Source organism: Cellulomonas citrea, assembly GCF_009829685.1.
Lineage (GTDB): Bacteria > Actinomycetota > Actinomycetes > Actinomycetales > Cellulomonadaceae > Cellulomonas > Cellulomonas citrea.
In genome coordinates, this window is the sequence record NZ_VWSD01000007.1 from 18,420 (window position 1) to 42,424 (window position 24,005).

Sequence of the window (24,005 nt, forward strand, 5' to 3'; positions counted from 1 at the left end):
CACGACGCACCGCCAGCACGCCAGCGGGTCCGCACACCTGGTGTGCGGACCCGCTGGCGTGTGCGCAGGTTCAGCCTGCGCGCCGCTTGCCCCGTGCGTGGCTGACCAGCTGGGCGACCAGCACGATCGCGAGCGCCGCGACGAACATGAACGACCCGATGACGTTGGCCTGCGGCGGGATGCCGCGGGTGGCCGAGACGTACACGAACTTCGGGAACGTGGTGAACGACCCGGAGTTGAAGTTCGTGATGATGAAGTCGTCGAACGACAGGCTGAAGGACAGCAGCGCCGCCGCCGCGATCCCGGGCAGCAGCAGCGGGAAGGTGACCCGCCAGAACGCCTGGAACGGTGAGGCGTACAGATCTGCCGCGGCCTCCTCCAGCGCCGGGTCCAGCCCGGCGACCCGTGCCTTGACCGTCACCACGACGAAGCTGATGCAGAACATCACGTGCGCCGCGACGACCGTCCAGAAGCCCAGCTGCACCCGCAGGCTGAGGAACTGGGCGAGCAGCGCCGCACCGAGCACCACCTCGGGGGTCGACATGGGCAGGAAGACGAGCAGGTTGACCGCCGGCCGCCCCCGGAACGCGAACCGCGCCAGTGCGAGGGCGAGCAACGTGCCGATCACCGTCGCGATGAGCGTGGCGACCACGCCGACCGACAGCGAGTTGCGGAACGCCTCGCACACCTGGGGCGCACCGCAGGGGTTCTGCCAGTTCTTCCAGGTGAAGCCCCGCCAGACGAGGTTCGACTTGCCGGCGTCGTTGAAGCTGAACGCGACCGTGTAGACGATCGGGACCAGCAGGTAGATGAAGGCGAGTGCGGCCAGCACCGGGATGAGGGCGTCACCCAGGTGCCAGCTGCGCCGACGCGCGGTCGGCACGGTCCCCCGCACCACGGGCCCGGTGGTCGCGCTCACAGCAGGTCCTCCGTCCCCGCGCGGCGCACGTAGCCGGCCACGAGCAGCAGGATCGCCGCCATGAGCACGACCGACAGCGCCGAGGCGGTCGGGTAGTCGAGCACCTTGAAGAACCGGGCGTCGATCACCTGGCCGATCATCGCGGTGTTCGTGTTGTTGCCCAGCAGGGAGGAGTTCACGTAGTCACCGGCCGCCGGGATGAAGACGAGCAGCGTGCCGCCGACGACGCCCGGCAGCGACAGCGGCCAGGTCACCGTGCGGAACGTCGTGACCGGCGAGGCGTACAGGTCCGCGCCGGCCTCGAGCATCCGCGGGTCCAGTCGTTCGAGGCTGGCGTAGACCGGCAGCACCATGAACGGCAGGAAGTTGTAGGTCAGACCGCAGACCACGGCGAACGCCGTCGCGGTGAGCCTGCCGTCGGGTGGCAGCAGGTGGACGAACCGCAGCGCGGCGACCACCGGACCCTCGTCGGCCAGGATCTGCTTCCAGGCGATGGTCCGCAGGATGAACGAGGTGAAGAACGGCGCGATGACCAGCACGAGCAGCAGCCCCTGGAGCAGCGACCTGCCGCGCGCCCGCACCGCGATGACGTACGCCATCGGGTAGCCGATCGCCAGGCAGGCCAGGGTCGCGATGGCAGCGAACACGAACGAGCGCACCAGCTGCGGCCAGAACTGGCTGAGCGCGTCGACGTAGTTCTGCCAGTGCAGCGCCGGCTGGTACTGCCCGAGCTCACCACCGGGCACAGGCACGTACAGGCTGGTGGCCAGCAGCGCACCGACCGGCACGATGAAGAACACCGTGAGATAGACCAGGCCGGGCGCCAGCAGCCACCGGTGCCCGGCGCCCCGGGCCCGCTCCTTCGGTGCCGGTCCCCCGCCGCCGGCGCCGAGGCCGGCCAGCAGGCTCACGGCTCGGCGTCCAGGTCGGCGGCCCCTTCGGCGGCGTCCTGGTCGCCGTCCAGACCGAAGGTGAACTCCTGGGACCAGGCCAGCCGGACCTTGGTGCCCAGCGTCACGGTGGCCCCGCCGAGCAGGTTCTGGGAGAACACCCCGAACGTGCCCAGATGCTCCACCTCGACCTGGTACTGGGTGCTCACCCCGGTGAACGACACGTCGGTCACGATGCCGGGGCCGACGACGTTGTGGTTGGGCGACGGCTCCTGGCCCTCGATGAGCAGCCCGATCTTCTCCGGCCGGACCCCGACGAGCACGGAACCCGTCGTGGCGACCGCCCGGTCGACCGGCACCTTGACGGTGGCGCCGCCGACGGTGACGAGCAGCAGGTCGCCCTCCCGCCCGACGACCTGGCCGGGTGCGAGGTTCGACTGGCCGAGGAAGTTGGCGACGAAGGCCGTGTGCGGGCGCGAGTAGAGCTCCTCGGGCGGGCCCATCTGCTCGATCTTGCCCTTGTTCATCACCGCGACCGTGTCGGCCATGGTCATGGCCTCCTCCTGGTCGTGCGTGACGTGCACGAAGGTGAGCCCGACCTCGGTCTGGATCCGCTTGAGCTCGAGCTGCATCTGGCGACGCAGCTTCAGGTCGAGCGCACCGAGCGGCTCGTCGAGCAGCAGCAGCTCGGGCCGGTTGACGATGGCCCGAGCCAGGGCGACCCGCTGGGCCTGGCCACCGGACAGCTGAGTCGGCTTGCGCTCCCCCAGGTGTCCCAGCTCGACGAGGTCGAGCGCCTCCTTCACCTTGGCGTCCACGTCGTGCTGGCGTCGCCGGCGCAGCCCGAAGGCGACGTTGTCGGCGATCGTCAGGTGCGGGAACAGCGCGTAGCTCTGGAAGACGGTGTTGACCGGCCGGCGGTGCGCCCGGTCACCGGTGACGTCGCGCCCGCCGATGCACACCGTCCCCGAGGTCGGCTGCTCCAGCCCGGCGACCATGCGCAGAGTGGTCGTCTTGCCGCAGCCCGACGGGCCGAGCAGGGCGAAGAACGATCCGGCGGGGATCGTCAGGTCCAGGTCGTCGACGGCGAGGAACGAGCCGAACGACTTGGTGACGGACATCAGCTCCAGGGCGGGTGTGGTCACCTCAGGCACCGATGGCGTCGAGGAACTGGTTGTTGTACTTGGTTTCCTCGTCCGTCGTCAGCGTGCGGAACATCGCGACCTTGGACAACGTGGCCTCGCTCGGGAAGATGAGCTCGTTGTCCACCAGGGTCGGGTCGACCTTCTCCATCGCCTGCTTGGCGCCCTGCACCGGGGTGATGTAGTTGACGTAGGCGGCGACGGTCGCGGCGACCTCGGGGTCGTAGTAGTAGTCGATGAGCTTCTGGGCGTCGGTGACCTGGCCCGAGGTGATGGGCACCATGAGGTTGTCGCTCCAGAGCGTGCCGCCGGCCTCCGGGATCGCGAACGTGAACTTGTCGTCGTTCTCGAAGTTGAGCTGCTGGATGTCGCCGGACCAGCCGATGACGGCCACCGCGTCCCCGCTCACCAGGTCTTCCTTGTACGAGTTGCCCTTGACCGAGCGGATCTGACCGTTCGCGATCTGCGCCTTGAGCACGTCGAGCGCGTTCTCGAACTCGGTGTCGCCCCAGCTGTCGGACGCCGGGTTGACCCCCTGGTCGAACATGATGAGGCCGATCGTGTCGCGCATCTCCGAGAGCACCTCGACCCGGCCCTTGAGCTCGGGCTTCCACAGGTCGGAGACCGTGGCCAGCCCGCCCGGCACGGCGTCCTTCGCCCAGGCGATCCCGCCGAAGCCCGACTGCCAGGTGAGGGAGTGCGTGCGGCCCGGGTCGTAGTCCACGTTCGCCAGGTTGGGCAGGATGTTGGACGTGTTCGGCATGGCCGAGCGGTCCAGCGTGGCGGTGTAGCCCTGGCGGACCCAGCGTGCGGCCATCCAGTCGGTGAGGGTCACCAGGTCGTAGCCGATGTCCTGCCCGTTGGCGAGCTGGCCCTTGACCTTGCCGTAGAAGGAGTCGTTGTCGTCGATGTCCTCGGAGTACTCGACCGTGAGGCCCGAGGACTTCTGGAACGCCTTGAGCGTGGGCGAGGTGACGTGGTCGTCCGCGAGGTCGATGTAGAGCGTCCAGTTCGCCCAGCGGAGCGTGCCGGCCTTGCCGCCGGTGCCGGCGGCGGGCCCGGACGAGCTCGCCGCCGTGCCGCCGCCGGTGCCGCACGCGGCCAGGGCCGCGGCCGACCCGGCGGCGCCGAGCAGCCCGAGGAAGGTACGACGCGACAGACCTGCCGAACCGGCACGGGCCATCAGCTCACGCAGCACGGGGTCGGGGCTTGCGTTGCGGGTCATGGTGCTCCTCTCGTTCCGGCGGTGCTGCCGGGGCTGGGGCGTCAGTGGACGTCAGTATCGCGGCGCCGTCGGACTTAGCGTGGCGAAACCATCTCTCAACAACGAGAACCGAAGGCTACGGACGTGTGTCGCAACGGTTTCGTGCGTCTCAGGCCCATGCAGACATCACATGCTTGATCCGCGTGTAGTCCTCGAAGCCGTACATCGACAGGTCCTTGCCGTAGCCGGACTGCTTGTACCCACCATGGGGCATCTCGGCCACGAACGGCAGGTGGGTGTTGATCCAGACCACACCGAAGTCGAGCGACCGCGACATCCGCATCGCGGTCGCGTGGTCGGTGGTCCACACCGAGGAGGACAGGCCGTACTGCACCCCGTTGGCGGCCCGCAGCGCCTGCGCCTCGTCGGCGAAGGTCTGCACCGTGATCACCGGGCCGAACACCTCCTGCTGGCTGAGCTCGTCGTCCTGGCGGAGCCCGTCGACGACCGTGGCCTGCAAGAAGTAGCCGGCCTGCCCCTGCCGGGCACCACCGGCCACCACCTGTGCGTGATCGGGCAGCCGGTCCAGGAACCCGCTCACCCGGGCCAGCTGGGAGGCGTTGTTCACCGGGCCGAACGCGACCGTGGGGTCGGCAGGGAGCCCGGTGCGCTGCTCGCGCGCCGCCTGCGCGAGCGCGGCGACGAACTCGTCGTGCACCGACTCGTGCACGAGCACGCGGGTGGCCGCCGTGCAGTCCTGCCCGGCGTTGTAGTAGCCGGCCTGGGCGATCCCCGCAGCGGCGGCCTGGACGTCGGCGTCCGCGAACACGATCACCGGCGCCTTGCCGCCGAGCTCGAGGTGCACCCGCTTGACGTTGGCCGCGGCAGCCTGCGCGACCTGGGAACCGGCACGCACCGACCCGGTGATCGCCACCATGTCGGGCCGGGGGTGCGCGACGAGCGCCTGGCCGGTCTCCCGGTCGCCGCACACGACGTTGAGCACACCGGGCGGCAGGATCTCGTTGGCGACCTGGGCGAGCAGCACGGTCGAGGCGGGCGTGGTGTCGGACGGCTTGAGGACCACGGTGTTCCCCGCCGCCAGCGCGGGCGCGATCTTCCAGACCGCCATCATGAGCGGGTAGTTCCAGGGCGTGACCTGGCCGACCACCCCGACCGGCTCCCGCCGGACCCAGGAGGTGTGCCCCGCCAGGTACTCCCCCGCGGACGCCCCCTCGAGGATCCGGGCGGCACCGGCGAAGAACCGCAGCTGGTCCACGCACGGCGGCACCTCGTCGGTGCGGGTCAGGTGCAGCGGCTTGCCCGTGTTGCGCGACTCGACCTCGACGAACTCGTCCGCGCGCTGCTCCATCGCATCGGCCAGCGCCAGCAGCGCCCGCTGACGTTCGGCCGGGGTGGTGTCGCGCCACGTCTCTGACGCCACGTCAGCCGCCCGGTAGGCGGCGTCCACATCGACCGCACCTGACAGCGGAGCGGTGCCGTACGCCTGCCCGGTCGACGGGTCGATGACCTCGGTGGTCCGACCGGAGGCGGAGGGGACCGACTCACCGTTGACGACGTTGAGCAGGGACACGGACACGGCGGCTCCTCACCGGTGGGCTACGACGTCCGCGCAGGCTACGCCGCACCTGCCGAGATGTGAACCCATGACCGACGTATCCGTCAGGATCCGACCTGCGGAACGAGCGATCTCGCAGGCTGGAGCGCGCCACACCACGGATTCGCTTGCGAACGCGGCGAAGGAGGGGGACCATCGGGGCCGTGACCCCGCACCCCCGCGCCCCCCTGGACGACATCGCCAAGGCGATCATCGAGCAGCTGCAGGAGGACGGCCGACGACCCTACGCGGCGATCGGCCAGGCCGTGGGCCTGTCGGAGGCCGCCGTCCGGCAACGCGTCCAACGGCTCGTCGAGTCCGGTGTGGTGCAGATCGTCGCCGTCACCGACCCGCTCCAGGTGGGTTTCCCCCGCCAGGCGATGATCGGCGTCAACGCCGACGGCGACACCCAGCGGGTGGCCCGGGCGCTGGCCGAGCTGCCCGAGGTCGACTACGTGGTGAGCACCGCCGGAGGTTTCGACGTGCTCGCCGAGGTCGTCTGCGAGGACGACGAGCACCTGCTCGAGGTGCTCAACAGCAAGATCCGCATGCTGCCCGGTGTGCGGTCGACGGAGACGTTCGTCTATCTCAAGCTGCACAAGCAGCAGTACAACTGGGGAACCCGATGAGCTCGAGCACGACCCCCGCCGGCACCGACCGCTCCGACGCCGCGCGGGCCCACCTCTGGGGGCACTTCACCCCCGCGTCCTGGTGGGACAGCAAGGTCCCGACCATCGTGCGCGGCTCCGGCCACCACATCTACGACGACGCCGGCAAGGAGTACATCGACGGCCTGTCCGGGCTGTTCGTCGTGCAGGCCGGTCACGGGCGCACCGAGCTGGCCGAGGTCGCCGCCAAGCAGGCCGAGAAGCTCGCGTTCTTCCCGCTGTGGTCCTACGCCCACCCCGGCGCCATCGACCTGGCCGAACGGCTGGCCGGCTACGCCCCCGGCGACCTCAACAAGGTGTTCTTCACCACGGGCGGCGGCGAGGCCGTCGAGTCGGCGTTCAAGCTGGCCAAGCAGTACTGGCTGCTGCGCGGCCGGTCGCGCAAGACCAAGGTGATCTCCCGGGCCACCGCGTACCACGGCACCCCGCACGGCGCGTTGTCGATCACGAGCCTGCCCGGGATGAAGTCGATGTACGAACCGCTCGTGCCCGGTGCCGTCAAGGTGCCCAACACCAACATCTACCGCGCCGACGAGTCGCTGCGCGACGACCCGAAGGCGTTCGGCCGCTGGGCCGCCGACCGGGTGGCCGAGGCCATCGAGTTCGAGGGCCCGGACACCGTCGCAGCCGTGTTCGTCGAGCCGGTGCAGAACGCCGGCGGCTGCTTCCCGCCGCCGCCCGGGTACTTCGAGCGGCTGCGCGAGATCTGCGACGAGTACGACGTGCTGCTCGTCTCCGACGAGGTGATCTGCGCGTTCGGCCGCATCGGGTCGATGTTCGCGTGCACCGACTTCGGCTACGTGCCGGACATCATCACCTGCGCCAAGGGCCTGACCAGCGGCTACTCACCGCTCGGCGCGATGATCGTCTCGGACCGCGTCTACGAGCCGTTCGCCGACGGGTCGGCCACCTACCTGCACGGCTACACGTTCGGCGGGCACCCCGTCTCGTGCGCGGTGGCCATGGCCAACCTCGACATCTTCGAGCGCGAGGGTCTCAACGACCGGGTGCACACCCTCGCGCCGGCGTTCCGCACGACGCTGGAGAAGCTGCACGACCTGCCCATCGTCGGGGACGTGCGCGGCGCCGGGTACTTCTACGGGATCGAGCTGGTCAAGGACAAGGCCACCCGCGAGTCGTTCGACGCCGACGAGTCCGACCGCCTGCTGCGCGGCTTCCTGTCCGAGGCGCTCTTCGAGGCCGGGCTGTACTGCCGGGCCGACGACCGCGGCGACCCCGTCATCCAGCTCGCACCGCCGCTCACCGTCGGCCAGGCCGAGTTCGACGAGATGGAGTCGATCCTGCGGTCGGTGCTCACGCAGGCCTGGGACCGGCTGTGAGCGCAGCCTCGCGGCTCTCGCTGTGGTGGGAGCAGGCGCTGGCGGACGACCCGTCGGCGGCCACCCCGAGCACACCGCTGGACGGTGACACCACCGCCGACGTCACGATCGTCGGCGCAGGGCTCACCGGACTGTGGACCGCCTACTACCTGCTCGAGGCCGACCCGTCGCTCGACGTGCTGGTGGTCGAGCAGCAGGTCGCCGGGTTCGGCGCCTCGGGCCGCAACGGCGGCTGGTGCTCGGCGCTGTTCCCCGCCTCCGCACAGGGCCTGGCCCGCAAGCACGGCGAGCAGGCCGCCCGCGAGATGCGCGCAGCCATGCGGGACACCGTGGTCGAGGTCGGCGGTGTCGCCGCCGCCGAGCAGATCGAGTGCGACTTCGTCTACAGCGGCACGCTCACCCTGGCGCGCACCCCCGTACAGCTCGAACGGGTGCGGGCCGAGGTCGTCGAGGACAACGAGTGGGGCGAGGAGACCGTGCTGCTGTCGGCCGCCGAGGCGTCCGACCGGGCGCGGGCGACCCATGTGCTGGGCGGCTCCTGGAACCCCAACTGCGCGCGCGTGCAGCCGCAGCGCCTGGTGCGCGGGCTGGTGCGGGTGCTGCGCGGCCGCGGCGTGCGCATCGCCGAGGGCACACGCGCCCTGCGGATCAGCCCCGGTGCCGTCGTCACCGACCTGGGGACCGTGCGCACCCGGTGGGCCATCCGGGCCACCGAGGCCTGGACCCCCGACCTGCCCGGGTGGCGCCGCGCCGTCGCCCCCGTCTACTCCCTCATGGTGGCCACCGCACCGCTGGACGAGGCGACCTGGGCGCAGATCGGCCTGGACGGGCGCGAGGTCTTCACCGACGGGCGCAACGTCGTCATCTACGGCCAGCGCACCGCCGACGGACGCATCGCGTTCGGCGGCCGGGGCGCGCCCTACCACCTGCGGTCGCGCATCGATCCCGCGTTCGACCGGGACGAGACCGTGTTCGCGCACCTGCGCACCACACTCGTCGAGATGTTCCCGGCGCTGGCCGACGTGCCGTTCACGCACTCCTGGGGTGGGCCGCTGGCCATCCCCCGCGACTGGCACGCCTCCGTCGGCATGGACCCGCAGACCCGCATCGGCTGGGCCGGGGGCTACGTCGGCGACGGTGTGGCGACCACCAACCTGGCCGGCCGCACGCTGGCCGACCTGGTGACGGAGGCCGACACACCGCTCGTGCGCCTGCCGTGGGTGGGCTACCGGTCCCGCGACTGGGAGCCCGAGCCGCTGCGCTGGCTGGGCATCACGGCCGGACTCCAGGCGGCCGCATGGGTGGACCGCGCCGAGGACCGGAGCGGCCGGCCGAGCCGGCTCGAACCGGTGCTGGCCAAGCTCACCGGGCACTGAGGGCCCAGGCGCCGCCGTGCGTCAGCGCTGGTCGAGCAGGGCCGAGGCGCGGGCGCGGGCCCAAGTGTCAGCCCGCAGCACGTCCGCCAGCTCGAGTCCGTCGGCGGCGGTGCCGTCATGCTCGGCGAGCACCCGTTCGACCGTCGCCACGATGTCCAGGAAGCCGATGCGGCCGGCCAGGAACGCCTCGACACCCACCTCGTTCGCGGCGTTGTAGACCGCCGGGTGCGTCGCGGACGCGCCGACGGCCTCCCGGGCCAGCCGCACCGCCGCGAAGACGTCCTCGTCGAGGGGTTCGAAGGTCCACGAGGTCGCCGACGTCCAGTCGCAGGACGGGGCTGCCTGCGCGATCCGGTCCGGCCAGCCCAGGCCCAACGCGATCGGCAGGCGCATGTCCGGCGGCGACGCCTGCGCGATGGTGGCGCCGTCGACGAACTCCACCATCGAGTGCACCACCGACTGCGGGTGCACCACGACGGCGATCTGCTCGGTCGGCACATCGAACAGCAGGTGCGCCTCGATGAGTTCGAGGCCCTTGTTCATCAACGAGGCCGAGTTGACCGTGACGACCGGGCCCATCGACCACGTCGGGTGCGCCAGCGCCTGAGCCGGCGTCACGCCCTTGAGCTCGTCGGCGGTCCAGCCGCGGAACGGCCCGCCGGACGCGGTGAGGACGAGCCGGCGCACCTCGCCCCGGGTCCCGGCCCGCAGGCACTGTGCGATCGCCGAGTGCTCGGAGTCGACCGGCACGATCTGGCCCACCCGGGTCCGGGTCGCGCGCACGAGCGGCCCGCCGACCACCAGGGACTCCTTGTTGGCCAGTGCCAACGTGGTCCCCGCGGCCAGCGCCGCCAGGGTCGGGGCGAGGCCGACCGACCCGGTGATGCCGTTGAGCACGACGTCGGCCGGCATGGCCGCGAGCGTGACCGCCGCCTCGGGCCCGGTGACGAGCTCGACCCCGGCGCCCGACCAGCCCGGGTGCACCGGGCTCTGCGCCGCCAGCGCGGCCCGCAGCTCGTCGGCGGCCGACGCTCGGCTGATCGCGACAGCGGACACGCCGAGCTGCGCAGCCTGCCGGGCGACCGTCGCGACGTCCCGTCCGCCGGCGGCCAGGCCGACGACCTCGAAACGACCGGGGTTGCGGGTGATGACGTCGATCGCCTGGGTCCCGATCGATCCGGTCGACCCCAGCAGCACAACCCGACGGCGACTCATTCGACGCCGAGCAGGACCTCGACCGCGCGTGCGCAGAAGGCGTCGACGCTGTCCTCGTCGTAGGCGTTGCGACCGCGCCGCGGACGGAACGTGAGCGCCCGCACCTCACCGGCGGTGAGCGCGGCACCCTGGTCGAAGTAGGCGATGAGACGGTGGCACAGCGCGTCGACGTCGGCCGGCTCGTAGCCGTGCGCGCCCTTCGTCGGCGGGGCGAACCGGTCGCCGTCCGGGCGTCCGAGCCGACCGTAGAGGGTGCGCGCCCGCTCCCCGAGGTGGTCCATCCACGCCTTCTGGCCCTGCTGGGCCACGAACTCGGCCCGCGCCCGGGCCACGAACGCGGCCTCCAGACGGTCGAGGGCGGCGTCCACCGCGGCCGTCACGTAGCCGCCGCGCACGAGCTCGAAGCCCGCACTGCGCACATCAGCCGCCGACAGGGCGCCGGCCGGGCCCTTCTCGTAGACCGAGCGGGCATGGGTGAAGAACTCGTCGACCTCGTCCGGGTCGTAGCCACGCCGCAGCGCACCCACCGTCCGGAACATGCCGTCGTCGCTCACTCGTCCTCCTGTCCGGCGAGCTGACCGCATGCGCCGTCGATCTCGCTCCCACGCGTGTCACGGACCGTCGTCGGGATCCCGTGCGCCCGCAAGCGTGCCACGAACTCCGCCTCGACCGAGGGCTCACTCGCCGTCCACCGCGACCCCGGGACGGGGTTGAGCGGGATCGGGTTGGCATGCACCCATCCGCGCCCCCGGGCGTTGAGCAGCTCGCCGAGCAGATCGGCCCGCCACGCCTGGTCGTTGACGTCGCGCATGAGCGCGTACTCGATCGAGACCCGACGTCCGGTGCGCTCGAAGTACCGCCGCGCCGAGTCGAGCACCTGCGCCACCGACCAGCGTGTGTTGACCGGCACCAGCTCGCCGCGCAGCTCATCGTCCGGGGCGTGCAGCGACACCGCGAGCGTCACCGGGATGCCCTCGTCCGCCAGCTTGTCGATCGCCGGGGCGAGCCCCACGGTCGAGACGGTCACGTTGCGGGCCGACAGGCCGAACCCGTCCGGCACCGGGGCCACGAGGGTCCGGACCGCCGCCATCACCCGGGCGTAGTTCGCCAGCGGCTCCCCCATCCCCATGAAGACCACGTTCGAGAGCCGGGTCGGCCCACCCGGGAGGTCACCGTCGGCCAGCATCCGCCCGGCGGCCCGCACCTGGTCGACGATCTCGGCCGTCGACAGGTTGCGGGTCAGCCCGAGGCGGCCGGTGGCGCAGAACGCGCAGGCCAGACCGCAGCCGGCCTGGCTCGACACGCACAGCGTCGAGCGGTGCGGATAGCGCATGAGGACAGACTCGACCCGGGCGCCGTCGAACAGGTGCCACAGGGTCTTCACGGTGGTGCCACGGTCGGCCGTGAGCCGCTTCGACTGCGTGAGCAACGGGGGCAGCAGCGCCTCGACGAGCGCCTGCCGGCTGGCGGCCGGCAGGTCCGTCATCTCGTCGGCGTCGGTGGTCAGGTGCCCGTAGTAGTGCGTGGCGAGCTGACGCGCACGGAACGCCGGCTGACCCAGATCCGTGACCGCCGCGGCACGCTCGTCCGGCGACAGGTCCGCGAAGTGGCGCGGCGGCTTGCCCCGCGCGCCGGCGGAACGGGTCGACAGGTCCAGGGCGACGGGCTCGCTCATGAGGCCACCGGCTGCAGCACGGCGAGGATGAGGTAGACGGCGGGCGCCGAGATGAGCATGGAGTCCAACCTGTCGAGGATGCCGCCGTGACCGGGCAGCAGCCGCCCCATGTCCTTGAGCTCGAGATCCCGCTTGAGCATGGACTCCGCCAGGTCGCCGAGCGTCGCGGTGGTCACCACGGCGATCCCGAGGAACGCACCGACCAGCGGGCGACCGTGCAACCACCACTGCACCCCCACGACGCCGACGACGCAGGCCAGCACGAGCGAGCCGGCGAAGCCCTCCCAGGACTTCTTCGGGCTCACCGACGGCGCCATCGGATGGCGGCCGAGCAGCGTCCCGACGGCATAGCCGCCGGTGTCCGAGGCCACCGCGAGCAGGATGAACAGCAGCACCCGCACCGGCCCGTCGGGGGCGGCGAGCATGAGCATCGCGAACCCGGCGAGGAACGGGATGTACGCGGCCGCGAACACGGCCGCCGTCGCGTCCCGCAGCGCCGGCAGCCCGCTGCCGTCGAGCACCCGCCACACCACGGCACCGCCGACGGTGAGCAGGAACGCGACGAACAGCGCCTCCGGCCCAGCCGTGTACGCCGAGACGAGGATGCCGACCGAGCCCACGAGCAGCGGCAGCAGCGGCAGGTGGATCGAGCGCCGGGTGAACGCCTGCGCCAGCTCCCACAGCGCCGCGCCGACCGCGACCACCGCCAGGACGGCGAAGGCCTCCTTGCGGATGAACAGCGAGGCGACGACGAGCAGCACCAGGCCCAGCCCGACGGCGAACGCGACCGGGAGGTCACGTCCGGCCTGGGGCTTGCGGGGCGCGGCGAGCTCCGACATCAGACCTCGAGCAGCTCGCTCTCCTTGCTGGCGAGAAGGTGGTCGACGAGCTCGGTGTGCTTCTTGGTGAGCGCCTCCAGCTCCTTCTCGGCACGGGTGACCTCGTCCTCGCCGACCTCGCCGTCCTTGACCAGACGGTCGAGCACGTCCTTGGCGTGACGGCGCACGGAGCGCACCGAGATCCGGGCGTCCTCGGCCTTGGTGCGGGCGAGCTTGACGTAGTCGCGCCGGCGCTCCTCGGTGAGGGCCGGCAGCACGACGCGGATGACCTGGCCGTCGCTCGTCGGGTTGACGCCGAGGTCGGAGTTGCGCAGCGCCTTCTCGATCGCCGTGATCGACGACCGGTCGAACGGCGAGATGATGACCGTGCGGGCCTCGACCACGTTGAACGAGGCGAGCTGCTGCAGCGCGGTCGGCGTGCCGTAGTACTCGACGAACACCTTGGCGAACATCGCCGCGTTGGCCCGGCCGGTGCGGATCGCCGAGAAGTCCTCCTTGGCGACCTCGATGGCCTTGTCCATCTTCTCCTCGGCCTCGAAGAGGGTCTCGTCGATCACCGCTGCTCCTTCTCGATGTCTGCCGGGGACTGCGTGCCGCGCACGCTCACGCGGTCGTCACCAGGGTGCCGATCTTCTCACCCTGAAGTGCGCGGGTGACGTTGCCGGGCTCCTCGAGCCCGAAGACGCGCATCTGGACGTCGTTGTCCCGGCACATCGACAGCGCGGTCGCATCCATCACGGCGAGGCCGTCGACGAGTGCGCGGGTGTACGTGAGGTGGTCCAGCCGACGTGCCGTCGGATCGGTGCGCGGGTCGGCGGTGTAGACCCCGTCGACCCCGTTCTTGCCCATGAGCACCTCGCTGCAGTGCGTCTCCAACGCACGCTGCACGCTCACGGTGTCGGTGGAGAAGTACGGCATGCCCGCACCGGCGCCGAAGATGACGACGCGCCCCTTCTCCATGTGGCGGATGGCGCGCAGCGGGATGTACTGCTCGGCGACCTGGCCCATCGCGATGGCCGTCTGCACCCGCGTGCTCACATCCGCCTGCTCCAGGAAGTCCTGCAGCGCCAGGCAGTTCATCACCGTGCCGAGCATGCCCATGTAGTCGGCGCGGGCACGGTCCATGCCGGCCTTGGACAGCTCGGCACCGCGGAAGAAGTTGCCGCCGCCGACCACGATCGCGACCTGCACGCCGGAGCGCACGGCCACCGCGATCTCGCTGGCGATCCGCTTGACCACCTCGACCGACAGACCGACGTCACCGCCGCCGAAGGACTCCCCCGAGAGCTTGAGCAGCACCCGACGGACACCCGTCGGCGACGGTGACCCGGTCATCGGTCAGGCCCCGACCCGGAAGCGGGCGAAGCCGGTGACGGTCCCGCCGGCCTCGGCGAGCACCTGGCCCACGGTCTTCTTCGGGTCCCGGGCGTACGCCTGGTCGACCAGCACGTTCTCCTTGAAGAACCCGTTGACCCGGCCCTCGACGATCTTGGGCAGCGCCGCCTCGGGCTTGCCCTCGTTGCGGGCCGTCTCCTCGGCGATCCGACGCTCGTCGGCGACCAGGTCGGCCGGCACGTCCTCACGCGTGAGGTAGGTCGGGGAGAACGCCGCGATGTGGGTCGCGACGTCGTGCGCCACGGACGCGCCCTTGGCGTCGGTGCTCACGAGCACACCGACCTGCGGGGGCAGGTCCTTGTTGACCTTGTGCAGGTAGACCTCGACGTGCTCGCCCGCGAGCCGGGCGATCCGGCGCACGACGAGCTTCTCGCCGATCGTCGCCGCCACACCGTCGACCGCCTCGGCGACCGTGACACCGTCGGTGTCCGCCGCCAGCAGGCCGTCCACGTCGGACGCCGCCGAGGCGACAGCCGCCGCCAGGACCCGGTCCGCCAGGGAGATGAAGGCCTGGTTCTTCGCGACGAAGTCCGTCTCGGAGTTCACCTCGACGAGGACGCCGACCTGGCCCTCGCCGTCGGACGTCGGGCCGACGTGCGCCGCGACGAGGCCGTCGGACGCCGACCGGCCCTCACGCTTGCTCACGCCCTTGAGGCCCTTGACCCGGATGATCTCCAACGCCTTGTCGGCGTCGCCCTCGGCCTCCTCGAGCGCCTTCTTGACGTCGAGCATGCCCGCACCGGTCTTCTCGCGCAGCGCCTTGATGTCCGCCACCGAGTAGTTCGCCATCAGATGTCCTCGTTCTCGTCGTGGTGCACCGGGGAACGGCGCGGGATTCAGTTGGCCTCGGGAGCCGTCTCGTCGGCCGCAGCAGCCGGCGCCTCGTCGGCGGCGACCTCGGCAGCAGCCTCGACGACGACCTCGTCGACCGCAGCGGTCTCGCCGGCGGCAGCCGTGACGTCCTCGGTCACGACGGCCGCAGCGGCCTCAGCACCGGCGAGGAGCTCCTGCTCCCACTCGGCGAGCGGCTCGGCGGGAGCAGCGGCGGCCTCGCCGTCACCGGTCCGCGAGGCGTGGCGCTTGATGAGGCCGTCGGCCACGGCGTCGGCCACCACGCGGGTGAGCAGCTGCACGGCGCGGATCGCGTCGTCGTTGCCCGGGATCGGGTAGTCGACCTGGTCGGGGTCGCAGTTGGTGTCCAGGATCGCGACGATCGGGATGCCCAGCTTGCGGGCCTCGTCGACCGCCAGGTGCTCCTTGTTGGTGTCGACGATCCAGACCGCCGACGGCACCTTGGCCATGTCGCGGATGCCACCCAGGGTCTTGGCGAGCTTGTCCTTCTCGCGACGCAGGACGAGCAGCTCCTTCTTCGTCAGACCGGAGCCGGCGACGTCGTCGAAGTCGATCTGCTCGAGCTCCTTGAGGCGCTGCAGACGCTTGTGCACCGTCGTGAAGTTGGTGAGCATGCCACCGAGCCAGCGCTGGTTGACGTAGGGCATTCCCACGCGGCTGGCCTGCTCGGCCACCGGCTCCTGGGCCTGCTTCTTGGTGCCGACGAACAGGATCGTGCCGCCGTGGGCCACGGTCTGGCTGACGAACTCGTACGCGGAGTCGATGTAGGTCAGCGACTTCTCGAGGTCGACGATGTAGATCCCGTTGCGCTCGGTGAGGATGAAGCGCTTCATCTTCGGGTTCCAGCGGCGGGTCTGGTGCCCGAAGTGGACACCGCTGTTCAGCAGCTGGCGCATGGTGACGACGGCCATGATCGACCTTTCGGCGCGCGCACGGCGCGCGCACTCCTGCGGACCGACAGGTCCGCGTGCTCGGTTGTCGACCCCGACCGGGTGGCCGAGGTCCCTGGCGCCCGCCGGACCCGCACCGGGTGCTCCCCGGACCGCTGCGGGCGTCGGCCTCGTCCCCGGTGCCGCACGAGTGCGGCGTGGATCGGAGTCTGGACGCGCGAAGTCGACCGGCATGCCGGTCGCAGGCAGGAAGTCTACCCGACCCGGGCAGACGCGCCGACTCACCGGTGACGAGCCGTCCTGCGCCGTCCGTCGCCCCGGCCGGTGCACCGGCGCCCGGCCCGACAGCCCCGCTGCGGACCAGTCTCGCGGGCATGCGGACCTCGACACTCGCGCGCACCCTCGGCCTCGCCCTGCTCGTCCCCCTCACGCTGAGCGCCCCGCAGCCCGTCGCCGACCGCGCCGCACCCGCCCCGGCCCCCGTCCGACCCGCCTACCGGCTCCCCCTCGACCCGCCCGCCCCGGTCGTCCACCCGTTCCGGGCGCCGCCTGACCGGTGGTCCGCCGGGCACCGCGGGGTCGACCTCGGCGCCATCCCGGGGACAGCCGTCCTGGCACCGGCCGACGCTCTGGTCACCTTCGCGGGCCAGGTCGCCGGCCGGCCGGTCCTCACGCTCACCCACCTCGACGGACGGCGATCGAGCCTGGAACCCGTGATCGCCTCGGTCGGCCTCGGCCAGGCGGTCGTCGCAGGCGAGGTCGTCGGGACGCTCGATGACGGCGCGCTGTCGCACTGCGCGCCCGCGGCCTGCCTGCACTGGGGTGTGCGTGCGGAGCAGACGTACCTGGACCCGCTGAGCCTGCTGCCCGGATCAGGTCCGGTGGTGCTGCTGAGCTCCGCTCACCGACCGCCGGTGGCTGGTCGGTCAGGCGACCCGCTCGGCCTCGCGCATCTGGTGACGCAGCCGCGCCATCGCGGCCGTGTGCATCTGGGACACCCGGGACTCGGTGACACCGAGCACCCGGCCGATCTCGGCGAGCGTGCGCCGCTCGTAGTAGTACAGGACGACGACCAGGCGCTCACGCTCCCCCAGCGTCTCGATCGCACGGCCCAGCAGGTGGGAGGTCTCCATCGCCTCGACCTGCGCCACGGGGTCGGGCACCCGGTCGTCACCGAGACGGTCGCCCATGCTGAGGCTGCCCGAGGCGTCCTCACCCGAGACGACCTCGTCGAGGGCTGCGAGGTTGACGCTGGCGACCTGGCCCAGCACCGAGTTGAGCTCACCGGTCGAGATCCCCAGGTGCTCGGCGACCTCACGCTGGCTCGGCGCCCGGTGCAGGTCGACCTCGAGCTCGCAGAAGGCCCGGTCGATCGCACGCGCCTTGGACCGAACCGAGCGCGGCACCCAGTCCATGGCACGCAGCTCGTCGAGGATCGCACCCCGGATCCGTGAGGAGGCGTAGGACTCGAACCGCACGGCGCGGTCGGTCTCGAACTTCTCGATGGCGTCGATGAGACCGAACATGCCGTACGAGACCAGGTCGGCCTGCTCGACAGTGTTCGGCAGCCGCATCCCGAGCCGACCCGCGACGGCGGTGACGAGCGGGACGTAGTGCAGGATCAGCTGCTCACGGGCGACCGGCGACGAGGTCGTCTTGTAGTCGAGCCACAGCGCGTCGACGGGGTCGACGTCGGCGACGGTCCGCTGAGTGGGGATGACACCGACCGGCGCGGTCGGTACCGGGAACCGGTGCACCGGGACCTGCTGCGTCGCCACGGTGGTCGTCATGGTGGTCTCCATCTCCTGCAGTGCGCTCATGCCCGGGGGTGAGCCAGGTCGAAGGCTGAACGAAGCCGCTCGGCGGACACGTGGGTGTAGCGCTGCGTCGTCGCAAGGCTCGCGTGGCCGAGCATCTCCTGGACCGAGCGCAGGTCGGACCCGCCCTCGAGCAGATGGGTGGCCGCCGAGTGCCGCAGTGCGTGCGGGGCCACGTCGTCGACACCCGCGGCAGCGGCGAGGCGGTGCACCGCGGCGCGCGCCTGCCGCTGGTCGAGCCGTCCGCCGCGCGAGCCCACGAGCAGCGCCGCGCATCCCGCGCCGGCGAGCGCGGGACGGGCCGAGCCGAGCCAGGTCTGCGCGGCTCGGACGGCCGGCAGACCGATGGGCACGACCCGCTCCTTGCGGCCCTTGCCCAGCACCCGCAGGGTGCGCTGGTCCAGGTCGAGGTCCGACACGTCGGCGCCGCACAGCTCCCCGACCCGCACCCCGCTGGCGTACAGCAGCTCGGCGAGGGTCCAGTCGCGCACCTGCACCGGCCCGCCGTCCTGCGCCGCGAGCCGCGCGGTGTCCAGCAGCTCCGCGACGGCCTCCTGGCCGAGCACCGTCGGCAGGGTGCGCGCGGCGCGGGCGTTGGCGAGCCGGGTCGTCGGGTCCACCGCGAGGCGGCCGGTGTGCACCGACCAGGCGAAGAAGGTGCGGGCGGCGGCGCTGCGGCGCGCGATCGTGGCACGGGACCTCGACGCGGCGACCATGGCACCGAGCCAGCTGCGCAGCACCATGAGGTCGATCTGGTCGAGACGGCCGTGCCCGAGACGGACGGCGTGGTCGAACAACGACTCGAGATCACCGAGGTAGGCGCGGACGGTGTGCTCGGACAGCCCGCGCCCCGCCTTCAGGTGCAGGGCGAAGTCGGACAGCAGCCGAGCCCTGTCGGCTGCGCCCTCCTCGATCTGCGCCATGAACACACCCCTACCCTGGTTGGCACATGGGCCCCCCACAAGAGGCACTCAAAGTACATGGATGTAGTCCTTGCCCAGAAGGTCGACTATGTCCGATATCGGCGGAGACCGACTCCCTTTCGTCCGTTTATTTCACCCGCCCGACGCGTCATCCAGCGGCACCTTCGCCCAGATGGATGCAGGACCAGCCCGGGACATTAGTCCTGGTCACGAGGCTGCCGAGCCCGCCAGCCGGAACCCGAGCGGGCGGCAAGACCAGCCAGCTCGAGGCGTCCCAGGCTCGCCCGGACGCTCGCGACGGACATCCCGCACGCGGTCGCGAGGTCAGCCGGCTCGGTCGGGCGCCGCACCGACAACGCCTCGTGCACGGTGCGTGCCGCGGGGTCGAGCCCGTCGAGCGGACGTCCGACGTCCGGCTCGGCGCCCAGGCTCGCGTCGACCGGCCCGACGAGCTCGAGCACCTCGTCCGACTCCGTCACGCAGACCGCGCAGCCCTCCCGCAGCAACCGGTGGCAGCCGGCCGACGCGGCCGACGTCACCGGCCCCGGGACGGCCCCCACCGGTCGCAGCAACCGCGCCGCATGGTGCGCCGTGGACAGCGCCCCGGATCGCCATGCGGCCTCGACGACGACGGTGGCCGTCGCCATGGCCGCGATGAGCCGGTTGCGCTGCAGGAACCGCGAACGCAGCGGCGCCGCACCGGGTGGGGCCTCACCCACGAGGGCGCCGCCGGTCGCCACGACCTCGTCGAACAGCTCGCGGTGCGCGCCGGGGTAGGGCCGGTCGATCCCGCCTGCGAGGAGCACGACGGTCGCGCCGCCCGCCGCCATCGCTCCCCGGTGCGCCGCCGCATCGATCCCGAACGCCCCACCGGACACGACGAGGACGCCGCGCGATGCGACGCCGTGGGCCAGCTGGGCGGCGACCTGGCGCCCGTAGGCCGTGCAGGCACGAGACCCCACGAGCGCCACCGCGGACAGCGGACCCGCCGGCAGCCGCCCGCGCACCCACAGGCAGTGCGGCCGCCCCGCACCCAGATCGTCCAGACCGGCCGGCCACTGCGCATCACCGGGCACCACGACATGGAGGCCGTCCGGGACCGCCAGCTCACCGCCGACCACGCCTGCGGCCGCACCCCGTCGGGCCCACAGCGCGGCCCGACGCGCGAGCCCGGAGCGCGAGCCCACCGACAGCCCGCGCCCCAGGTCCCCGAGCAGCGTCCAGTCGGGACCGTGCGCACCGACGGAGGCCACCCACGAGGCAGCGGCCTGCGCACCGACCGCCTCGAGCAGCGCACCCGCGGCCTCGTCACCGGGTTCGGCGAGCACGCTCCACAGGGCGCGGGCCCGCCGGTCCGCGGACGAGCAGTCCTCCGGGCCGGACGCCTCGGCCGGCTCCCCGGGCCCCGACGTCCTCACGCCGCACCGCGACGCGTGCGCAGCGCCATCGCCTCGCCGATCTCGTCGTCCCCCGGTGCGACACGGCCGGCCAGGTCGGCGAGGGTCCAGGCGAGCCGCAGCACCCGATCGGCTCCGCGCAGCGACAACCAGCCACGGTCGAGCGCCTGGTCGAGCTCGGCCGCCGCACGCCCCCGACGCCCGAGCCGCTGCCGCAGCCACGAGCCGGGGACCTCGGCGTTGGTGCACCACCCGGTGCCCGCCAGCCGCGCCGCGGCCGCGCGCCTGGCACCGAGCACGCGCTCCGCTACGACGGCCGTGCTCTCACCGGAGCGACCGTCCGAGGTCGCCGGGGGTACGTCGAGCTGGATGTCGACCCGGTCGAGCAGCGGTCCGGAGATCCGGCCGAAGTAGCGACGTCGCTGCTCGGCGCGGCAGGTGCAGTCCGCCCCCTTGCCGAACCAACGACCGCAGGGGCACGGGTTAGCCGCCAGCACGAGCTGGAAACGTGCCGGATAGCGTGCGGCGCCTGCCGCCCGGTGCAGCACCAGCTCACCGTGCTCGAGGGGTTGGCGCAGCGTCTGCAGCACCGAGCTGGCGAACTCGGGGGCCTCGTCGAGCAGCAGGACACCTCGGTGCGCACGCGACGCGGCACCCGGCCGTGGCACCCCCGACCCGCCCCCGATGATGGCGGCGGGAGTCGCGGTGTGGTGCGGGTCCTCGAACGGCGGGCGGCGCATGAGGCCGCCGGACGGGTCGAACGTCCCCGCGACCGAGTGCACCGCGGTCACCTCGAGCGACTGCGCGGCGTCCAGGTCGGGCAGCAGACCCGGCAGCCGGGCCGCGAGCATCGTCTTGCCCGCGCCCGGCGGCCCGACGAGGAGCAGGTGGTGCCCTCCGGCCGCCGCCACCTCGAGCCCGCGGCGCGCCTCGACCTGCCCGAGCACATCGGCCAGGTCGAGCCCGGCCGACCGGTGCACCTCGACCGGTTCGGCACCCACGGGTTCCACCGCGGGCACCTCGACCTCGCCGCCGTACCAGGCCGCGACCTGCGCGAGGCTGTCGGCCGCGGCGACCTGGGCCCCGGGGACGAGCGCCGCCTCGGCCGCGTTCGCCGAGGGCACGACGACCCGTGGGATACCCGCCGCCACGGCCGCGGCCACCGCAGGGAGCACACCGCGGAGCGGTCGAAGCCGTCCGTCGAGCCCGAGCTCCCCGAGGTGGACCACCGGACCGGGACGGTCGGCGTCGACGAGCCCGGCACCCGCGAGCACCGCGACGGCGATCGCCAGGTCGAAGCCCGAACCGGACTTCGGCAGGCTCGCGGGTGTGAGGTTGACCGTCACCCGGCGGTTGGGCCAGGTCAGCCCCGAGGACGCGACCGCGGCACGGACCCGGTCACGCGCCTCGGACAGCGCCGCGTCCGGCAGCCCGACGATGGCGAAGGCTGGCAGCGAGGGCGCGAGGTGCGCCTCCACCTCGATGGGGTGCGCCCTGGTCCCCACGAGCGCGACGGAGCGCGTGCGGCCGAGCGGCACCTAGCCCACCACCCCGACGAGGTGCTCGATCGACGGGCCACCGCTGCGGGGCACCGTGATCGCGATGACGTCGACGCGCACCGCGGCCGGTCGCAGCTCGTGGGCGGCGAGCCAGGCGGCCGCCAGGCGACGCAGCCGGACCAGCTTGGTCCTCGTGACGGCCTCGGCGGGTGAGCCGTAGGTCGCACTCCGTCGGGTCTTGACCTCGACGGCGACCAGCTCGTCGCCGTCGAGGGCGACGAGGTCGAGCTCACCGGTCGCGCACCGCCAGTTGCGGTCGAGGACCTGCCACCCGGCCGACGTCAGGTGTGCAGCCGCGACGTCCTCACCGAACCGACCGACCGCCTGTGTGACCCGCATACGTGCAGGGTCCGCCTCCGCGACCGGCGGCAGACGGCGGCTGGCTCCCGCAGGACAACCCGCAGCCGCTCACCGGGGCTGGGGACGGCTGGTCAGGCGCGGCCGACCTCGCCCAGGTCCAGCTCGGCCTTGGCGAGCTCCTCGACGTTGACGTCCTTGAACGTGACCACCCGCACCGACTTCACGAACCGCGCGGAGCGGTAGACGTCCCACACCCACGCATCGGTGAGCGACAGCTCGAAGTAGACCTCACCGGCCGCCGACCGCACCTGCAGGTCGACCTGGTTGGCCAGGTAGAACCTGCGCTCGGTCTCCACCACGTACGAGAACAGACCGACGACGTCGCGGTACTCCCGGTACAGGGCGAGCTCGGCATCGGTCTCGTAGTTCTCCAGGTCCTCGGCGCTCACCCGCCCATCATCCCCCATGGACCCGTCCGGTCGACCGCGAGGACCTCCGCGGCCACCGGCGGCAGACCGGGCAGCCGCCAGGAGCGCCGGTGCCAGGGGCACGGACCGTGCTCGGCGAGCGCGGAGACGTGCTCGGCCGAGGCATAGCCCTTGTTCGCCTCCCACCCGTACTGCGGGAACTGCGCACCCAGCTCGACCATGAGCCCGTCCCGCTCGCACTTGGCCAGCACCGAGGCGGCGGCCACGCTCGCGCACTCACGGTCGGCCTTCACCCGCAGGTGGACGGCGCGGTGCACCGGCTCCTCGGGGCCGAACAGGTCCGCCGGTGGCGTGAGCCAGTCGTGGGAGCCGTCGAGCAGGACGGCGTCGACCGGGCCGACCTGCTCCTCGGCCACCGCCAGGGCCCGGGTTCCGGCCAGCCGCAGGGCGGCGATGATCCCGACCTCGTCGATCTCCGCCGCACTGGCATGGCCGACGGCACGCGCCCGCCCCCACCGCGCGAGCGCCGGCAGCAGCGCACGCCGCGCCGCCGGGCTCAGCAGCTTGGAGTCGGCGACACCGACGGGCGCCGACCGTGTCGCCAGGTCCACGACCACCACGCCGACGCTCACCGGGCCCGCGAGCGAGCCCCGGCCCACCTCGTCCATCCCTGCGACCAGTCGGGCGCCGGCCCGCAGCACCGCGCGCTCGTGGCCCAGGTGGGGTGCGCGCCGTCGAGCGGCGCCCGTCATGACGGGTCGGGGACCGAGGCGAACACCGCCCCCGGGTTCGGCAACGTCGTGAGGCGGTCGAGCGGCCACACGGTGACGAAGGCGACGCCGACCACATCCGAGACCGGGACGGCCCCGCCGCCGGGACGCCCCTGGTTGTACCGGGAGTCCGCCGAGTGCTGGCGGTTGTCGCCCATCACCCACAGGTAGCCGTCGGGGACGACGACGTCGAACGCGACCTCGCTCGGCTGGGAGCCCGGTTTGAGGTACGTCTCCGTGATCGGCACACCGTTGACCGTGACCGGCGACCCGGCGCCCGCGCAGGCGACGTGGTCCCCCGGCAGACCGATGACCCGCTTGACCAGGTGGTCACCCGAGTCGGTGGGCAGCAGCCCGATCCAGCGCAGCGCGTCGTCGAGCACGACCGTGGGGCCGGACTCCCGGGGCGCCTCGGTGGGGGGCAGCCAGCCGCCCGGGTCCTTGAACACCACGATGTCGCCCCGGTGCAGCGAGAACACCCGCGGCACCAGCTTGGACACGAGGATGCGGTCGTGGACGATCAGCGTGTCGTTCATCGAGTCCGACGGGATGAAGAACGCCTGGACCAGGAACGTCTTGACCACGACGGACAGCACGACCGCACTGACCACGATGATCGCGGTCTCGCGCAACCAGGCCAGCGGACCGCTCGCGGCCGGCTTGCGGCGCCGCGCACCACGTCCGTCACGCGGGCGGGCCCGGACCTGCTCAGGGAGCTGGTCCGGGCCCGGTCCACCGTTGCTCGGGGACGCCGCCTCGGCGGTCTCGTCGCTCACGCGCTCACTGTCGCA

Annotated in this window: 24 protein-coding genes and 1 pseudogene; 4 read left to right on the top strand and 21 right to left on the bottom strand. The window is 72.2% G+C overall.

Annotation, left to right across the window (positions count from 1 at the left end; genetic code table 11):
* Window positions 1-70: 70 nt before the first annotated feature.
* The 5 genes from F2B26_RS01935 to F2B26_RS01955 all read right to left on the bottom strand — a co-directional run bounded on the left by F2B26_RS01935 (window position 71) and on the right by F2B26_RS01955 (window position 5,752).
* Entirely contained in the window at window positions 71-919 is an 849-nt protein-coding gene (locus tag F2B26_RS01935; protein WP_159805859.1) for an ABC transporter permease, read from the bottom strand.
* Window positions 916-1,830: an ABC transporter permease gene (locus F2B26_RS01940; RefSeq protein ID WP_159805861.1), complete on the bottom strand. Its 915-nt coding sequence runs from the start codon at window positions 1,828-1,830 to the stop codon at window positions 916-918. The genes F2B26_RS01935 and F2B26_RS01940 overlap by 4 nt, the downstream gene beginning before the upstream one ends.
* Entirely contained in the window at window positions 1,827-2,930 is a 1,104-nt protein-coding gene (locus tag F2B26_RS01945; protein WP_159805913.1) for an ABC transporter ATP-binding protein, read from the bottom strand. The genes F2B26_RS01940 and F2B26_RS01945 overlap by 4 nt, the downstream gene beginning before the upstream one ends.
* A gap of 25 nt (window positions 2,931-2,955) precedes the next feature.
* Window positions 2,956-4,176: a polyamine ABC transporter substrate-binding protein gene (locus tag F2B26_RS01950; RefSeq protein ID WP_159805863.1), complete on the bottom strand. Its 1,221-nt coding sequence runs from the start codon at window positions 4,174-4,176 to the stop codon at window positions 2,956-2,958.
* A gap of 148 nt (window positions 4,177-4,324) precedes the next feature.
* Window positions 4,325-5,752 (bottom strand): aminobutyraldehyde dehydrogenase, encoded by a 1,428-nt coding sequence (locus F2B26_RS01955; RefSeq protein ID WP_159805865.1) that lies wholly within the window; start codon window positions 5,750-5,752, stop codon window positions 4,325-4,327.
* 182 nt (window positions 5,753-5,934) lie between these two features.
* Between F2B26_RS01955 and F2B26_RS01960 the strand changes: the two genes are divergently transcribed.
* The 3 genes from F2B26_RS01960 to F2B26_RS01970 are packed head-to-tail and all read left to right on the top strand — an operon-like array spanning window position 5,935 to window position 9,154.
* Window positions 5,935-6,399: an Lrp/AsnC family transcriptional regulator gene (locus F2B26_RS01960; protein ID WP_235929444.1), complete on the top strand. Its 465-nt coding sequence runs from the start codon at window positions 5,935-5,937 to the stop codon at window positions 6,397-6,399.
* On the top strand, window positions 6,396-7,778 hold the full coding sequence (locus F2B26_RS01965) for an aspartate aminotransferase family protein (protein ID WP_159805869.1): 1,383 nt from the start codon (window positions 6,396-6,398) through the stop codon (window positions 7,776-7,778). The genes F2B26_RS01960 and F2B26_RS01965 overlap by 4 nt, the downstream gene beginning before the upstream one ends.
* A complete protein-coding gene (locus F2B26_RS01970) occupies window positions 7,775-9,154 on the top strand; it encodes an NAD(P)/FAD-dependent oxidoreductase (RefSeq protein WP_235929445.1) in 1,380 nt (459 codons plus the stop codon). Before F2B26_RS01965 ends, F2B26_RS01970 begins: the two co-directional genes overlap by 4 nt.
* 21 nt (window positions 9,155-9,175) lie before the next feature.
* Here F2B26_RS01970 and dxr read toward each other — a convergent pair whose 3' ends face one another.
* Genes dxr through rpsB form a run of 8 tightly spaced genes read right to left on the bottom strand, consistent with a single transcriptional unit; the run spans window position 9,176 to window position 16,041 of the window.
* The gene (dxr, locus tag F2B26_RS01975; protein ID WP_159805871.1) at window positions 9,176-10,369 is read right to left on the bottom strand and encodes a 1-deoxy-D-xylulose-5-phosphate reductoisomerase; all 1,194 of its coding nucleotides are present in this window, start codon (window positions 10,367-10,369) and stop codon (window positions 9,176-9,178) included.
* Window positions 10,366-10,908 carry a DivIVA domain-containing protein gene (locus F2B26_RS01980; RefSeq protein WP_159805917.1) on the bottom strand — a complete coding sequence of 181 codons (543 nt, stop codon included), beginning with the start codon at window positions 10,906-10,908 and terminating at the stop codon, window positions 10,366-10,368. Before F2B26_RS01980 ends, dxr begins: the two co-directional genes overlap by 4 nt.
* A gap of 11 nt (window positions 10,909-10,919) precedes the next feature.
* Entirely contained in the window at window positions 10,920-12,044 is a 1,125-nt protein-coding gene (gene rlmN, locus F2B26_RS01985) for a dual-specificity RNA methyltransferase RlmN (protein ID WP_159805873.1), read from the bottom strand.
* Window positions 12,041-12,883, bottom strand: coding sequence for a phosphatidate cytidylyltransferase (locus F2B26_RS01990; RefSeq protein ID WP_159805875.1), 843 nt, complete (start codon window positions 12,881-12,883; stop codon window positions 12,041-12,043). The genes rlmN and F2B26_RS01990 overlap by 4 nt, the downstream gene beginning before the upstream one ends.
* A complete protein-coding gene (frr, locus tag F2B26_RS01995) occupies window positions 12,883-13,440 on the bottom strand; it encodes a ribosome recycling factor (RefSeq protein ID WP_159805877.1) in 558 nt (185 codons plus the stop codon). Before frr ends, F2B26_RS01990 begins: the two co-directional genes overlap by 1 nt.
* A gap of 46 nt (window positions 13,441-13,486) precedes the next feature.
* The gene (gene pyrH, locus F2B26_RS02000; RefSeq protein WP_159805879.1) at window positions 13,487-14,218 is read right to left on the bottom strand and encodes a UMP kinase; all 732 of its coding nucleotides are present in this window, start codon (window positions 14,216-14,218) and stop codon (window positions 13,487-13,489) included.
* A 3-nt stretch (window positions 14,219-14,221) separates the two neighbouring features.
* The gene (gene tsf / locus F2B26_RS02005; protein ID WP_159805881.1) at window positions 14,222-15,067 is read right to left on the bottom strand and encodes a translation elongation factor Ts; all 846 of its coding nucleotides are present in this window, start codon (window positions 15,065-15,067) and stop codon (window positions 14,222-14,224) included.
* A gap of 47 nt (window positions 15,068-15,114) precedes the next feature.
* Complete coding sequence (rpsB, locus tag F2B26_RS02010; protein ID WP_159805883.1) at window positions 15,115-16,041, bottom strand: 30S ribosomal protein S2; 927 nt, start codon at window positions 16,039-16,041, stop codon at window positions 15,115-15,117.
* Window positions 16,042-16,394: 353 nt separating this feature from the next.
* On the opposite strand from rpsB, the pseudogene F2B26_RS02015 reads away from it, so the two are divergent.
* Window positions 16,395-16,862: pseudogene (locus F2B26_RS02015) on the top strand (M23 family metallopeptidase); the annotation flags it as partial.
* Window positions 16,863-16,946: 84 nt separating this feature from the next.
* On the opposite strand, the gene F2B26_RS02020 reads toward F2B26_RS02015, so the two are convergent.
* From F2B26_RS02020 to lepB, 8 genes are all read right to left on the bottom strand, one after another.
* Window positions 16,947-17,840 carry a FliA/WhiG family RNA polymerase sigma factor gene (locus F2B26_RS02020; RefSeq protein ID WP_235929446.1) on the bottom strand — a complete coding sequence of 298 codons (894 nt, stop codon included), beginning with the start codon at window positions 17,838-17,840 and terminating at the stop codon, window positions 16,947-16,949.
* Window positions 17,837-18,760, bottom strand: coding sequence for a tyrosine-type recombinase/integrase (locus F2B26_RS02025; RefSeq protein WP_159805885.1), 924 nt, complete (start codon window positions 18,758-18,760; stop codon window positions 17,837-17,839). The genes F2B26_RS02020 and F2B26_RS02025 overlap by 4 nt, the downstream gene beginning before the upstream one ends.
* A 197-nt stretch (window positions 18,761-18,957) precedes the next feature.
* Window positions 18,958-20,178 carry a DNA-processing protein DprA gene (gene dprA, locus F2B26_RS02030; RefSeq protein ID WP_159805887.1) on the bottom strand — a complete coding sequence of 407 codons (1,221 nt, stop codon included), beginning with the start codon at window positions 20,176-20,178 and terminating at the stop codon, window positions 18,958-18,960.
* Window positions 20,175-21,695, bottom strand: coding sequence for a YifB family Mg chelatase-like AAA ATPase (locus F2B26_RS02035; protein WP_159805889.1), 1,521 nt, complete (start codon window positions 21,693-21,695; stop codon window positions 20,175-20,177). Before F2B26_RS02035 ends, dprA begins: the two co-directional genes overlap by 4 nt.
* A complete protein-coding gene (locus tag F2B26_RS02040) occupies window positions 21,696-22,055 on the bottom strand; it encodes a YraN family protein (protein WP_159805891.1) in 360 nt (119 codons plus the stop codon).
* Between the two features lie 92 nt (window positions 22,056-22,147).
* Window positions 22,148-22,465 carry a DUF2469 domain-containing protein gene (locus tag F2B26_RS02045; RefSeq protein ID WP_159805893.1) on the bottom strand — a complete coding sequence of 106 codons (318 nt, stop codon included), beginning with the start codon at window positions 22,463-22,465 and terminating at the stop codon, window positions 22,148-22,150.
* Window positions 22,462-23,196, bottom strand: a complete 735-nt coding sequence (gene rnhB, locus F2B26_RS02050) for a ribonuclease HII (RefSeq protein ID WP_159805895.1) — start codon at window positions 23,194-23,196, stop codon at window positions 22,462-22,464. The genes F2B26_RS02045 and rnhB overlap by 4 nt, the downstream gene beginning before the upstream one ends.
* Window positions 23,193-23,990: a signal peptidase I gene (gene lepB, locus F2B26_RS02055; RefSeq protein ID WP_159805897.1), complete on the bottom strand. Its 798-nt coding sequence runs from the start codon at window positions 23,988-23,990 to the stop codon at window positions 23,193-23,195. The genes rnhB and lepB overlap by 4 nt, the downstream gene beginning before the upstream one ends.
* Window positions 23,991-24,005: the final 15 nt, after the last annotated feature.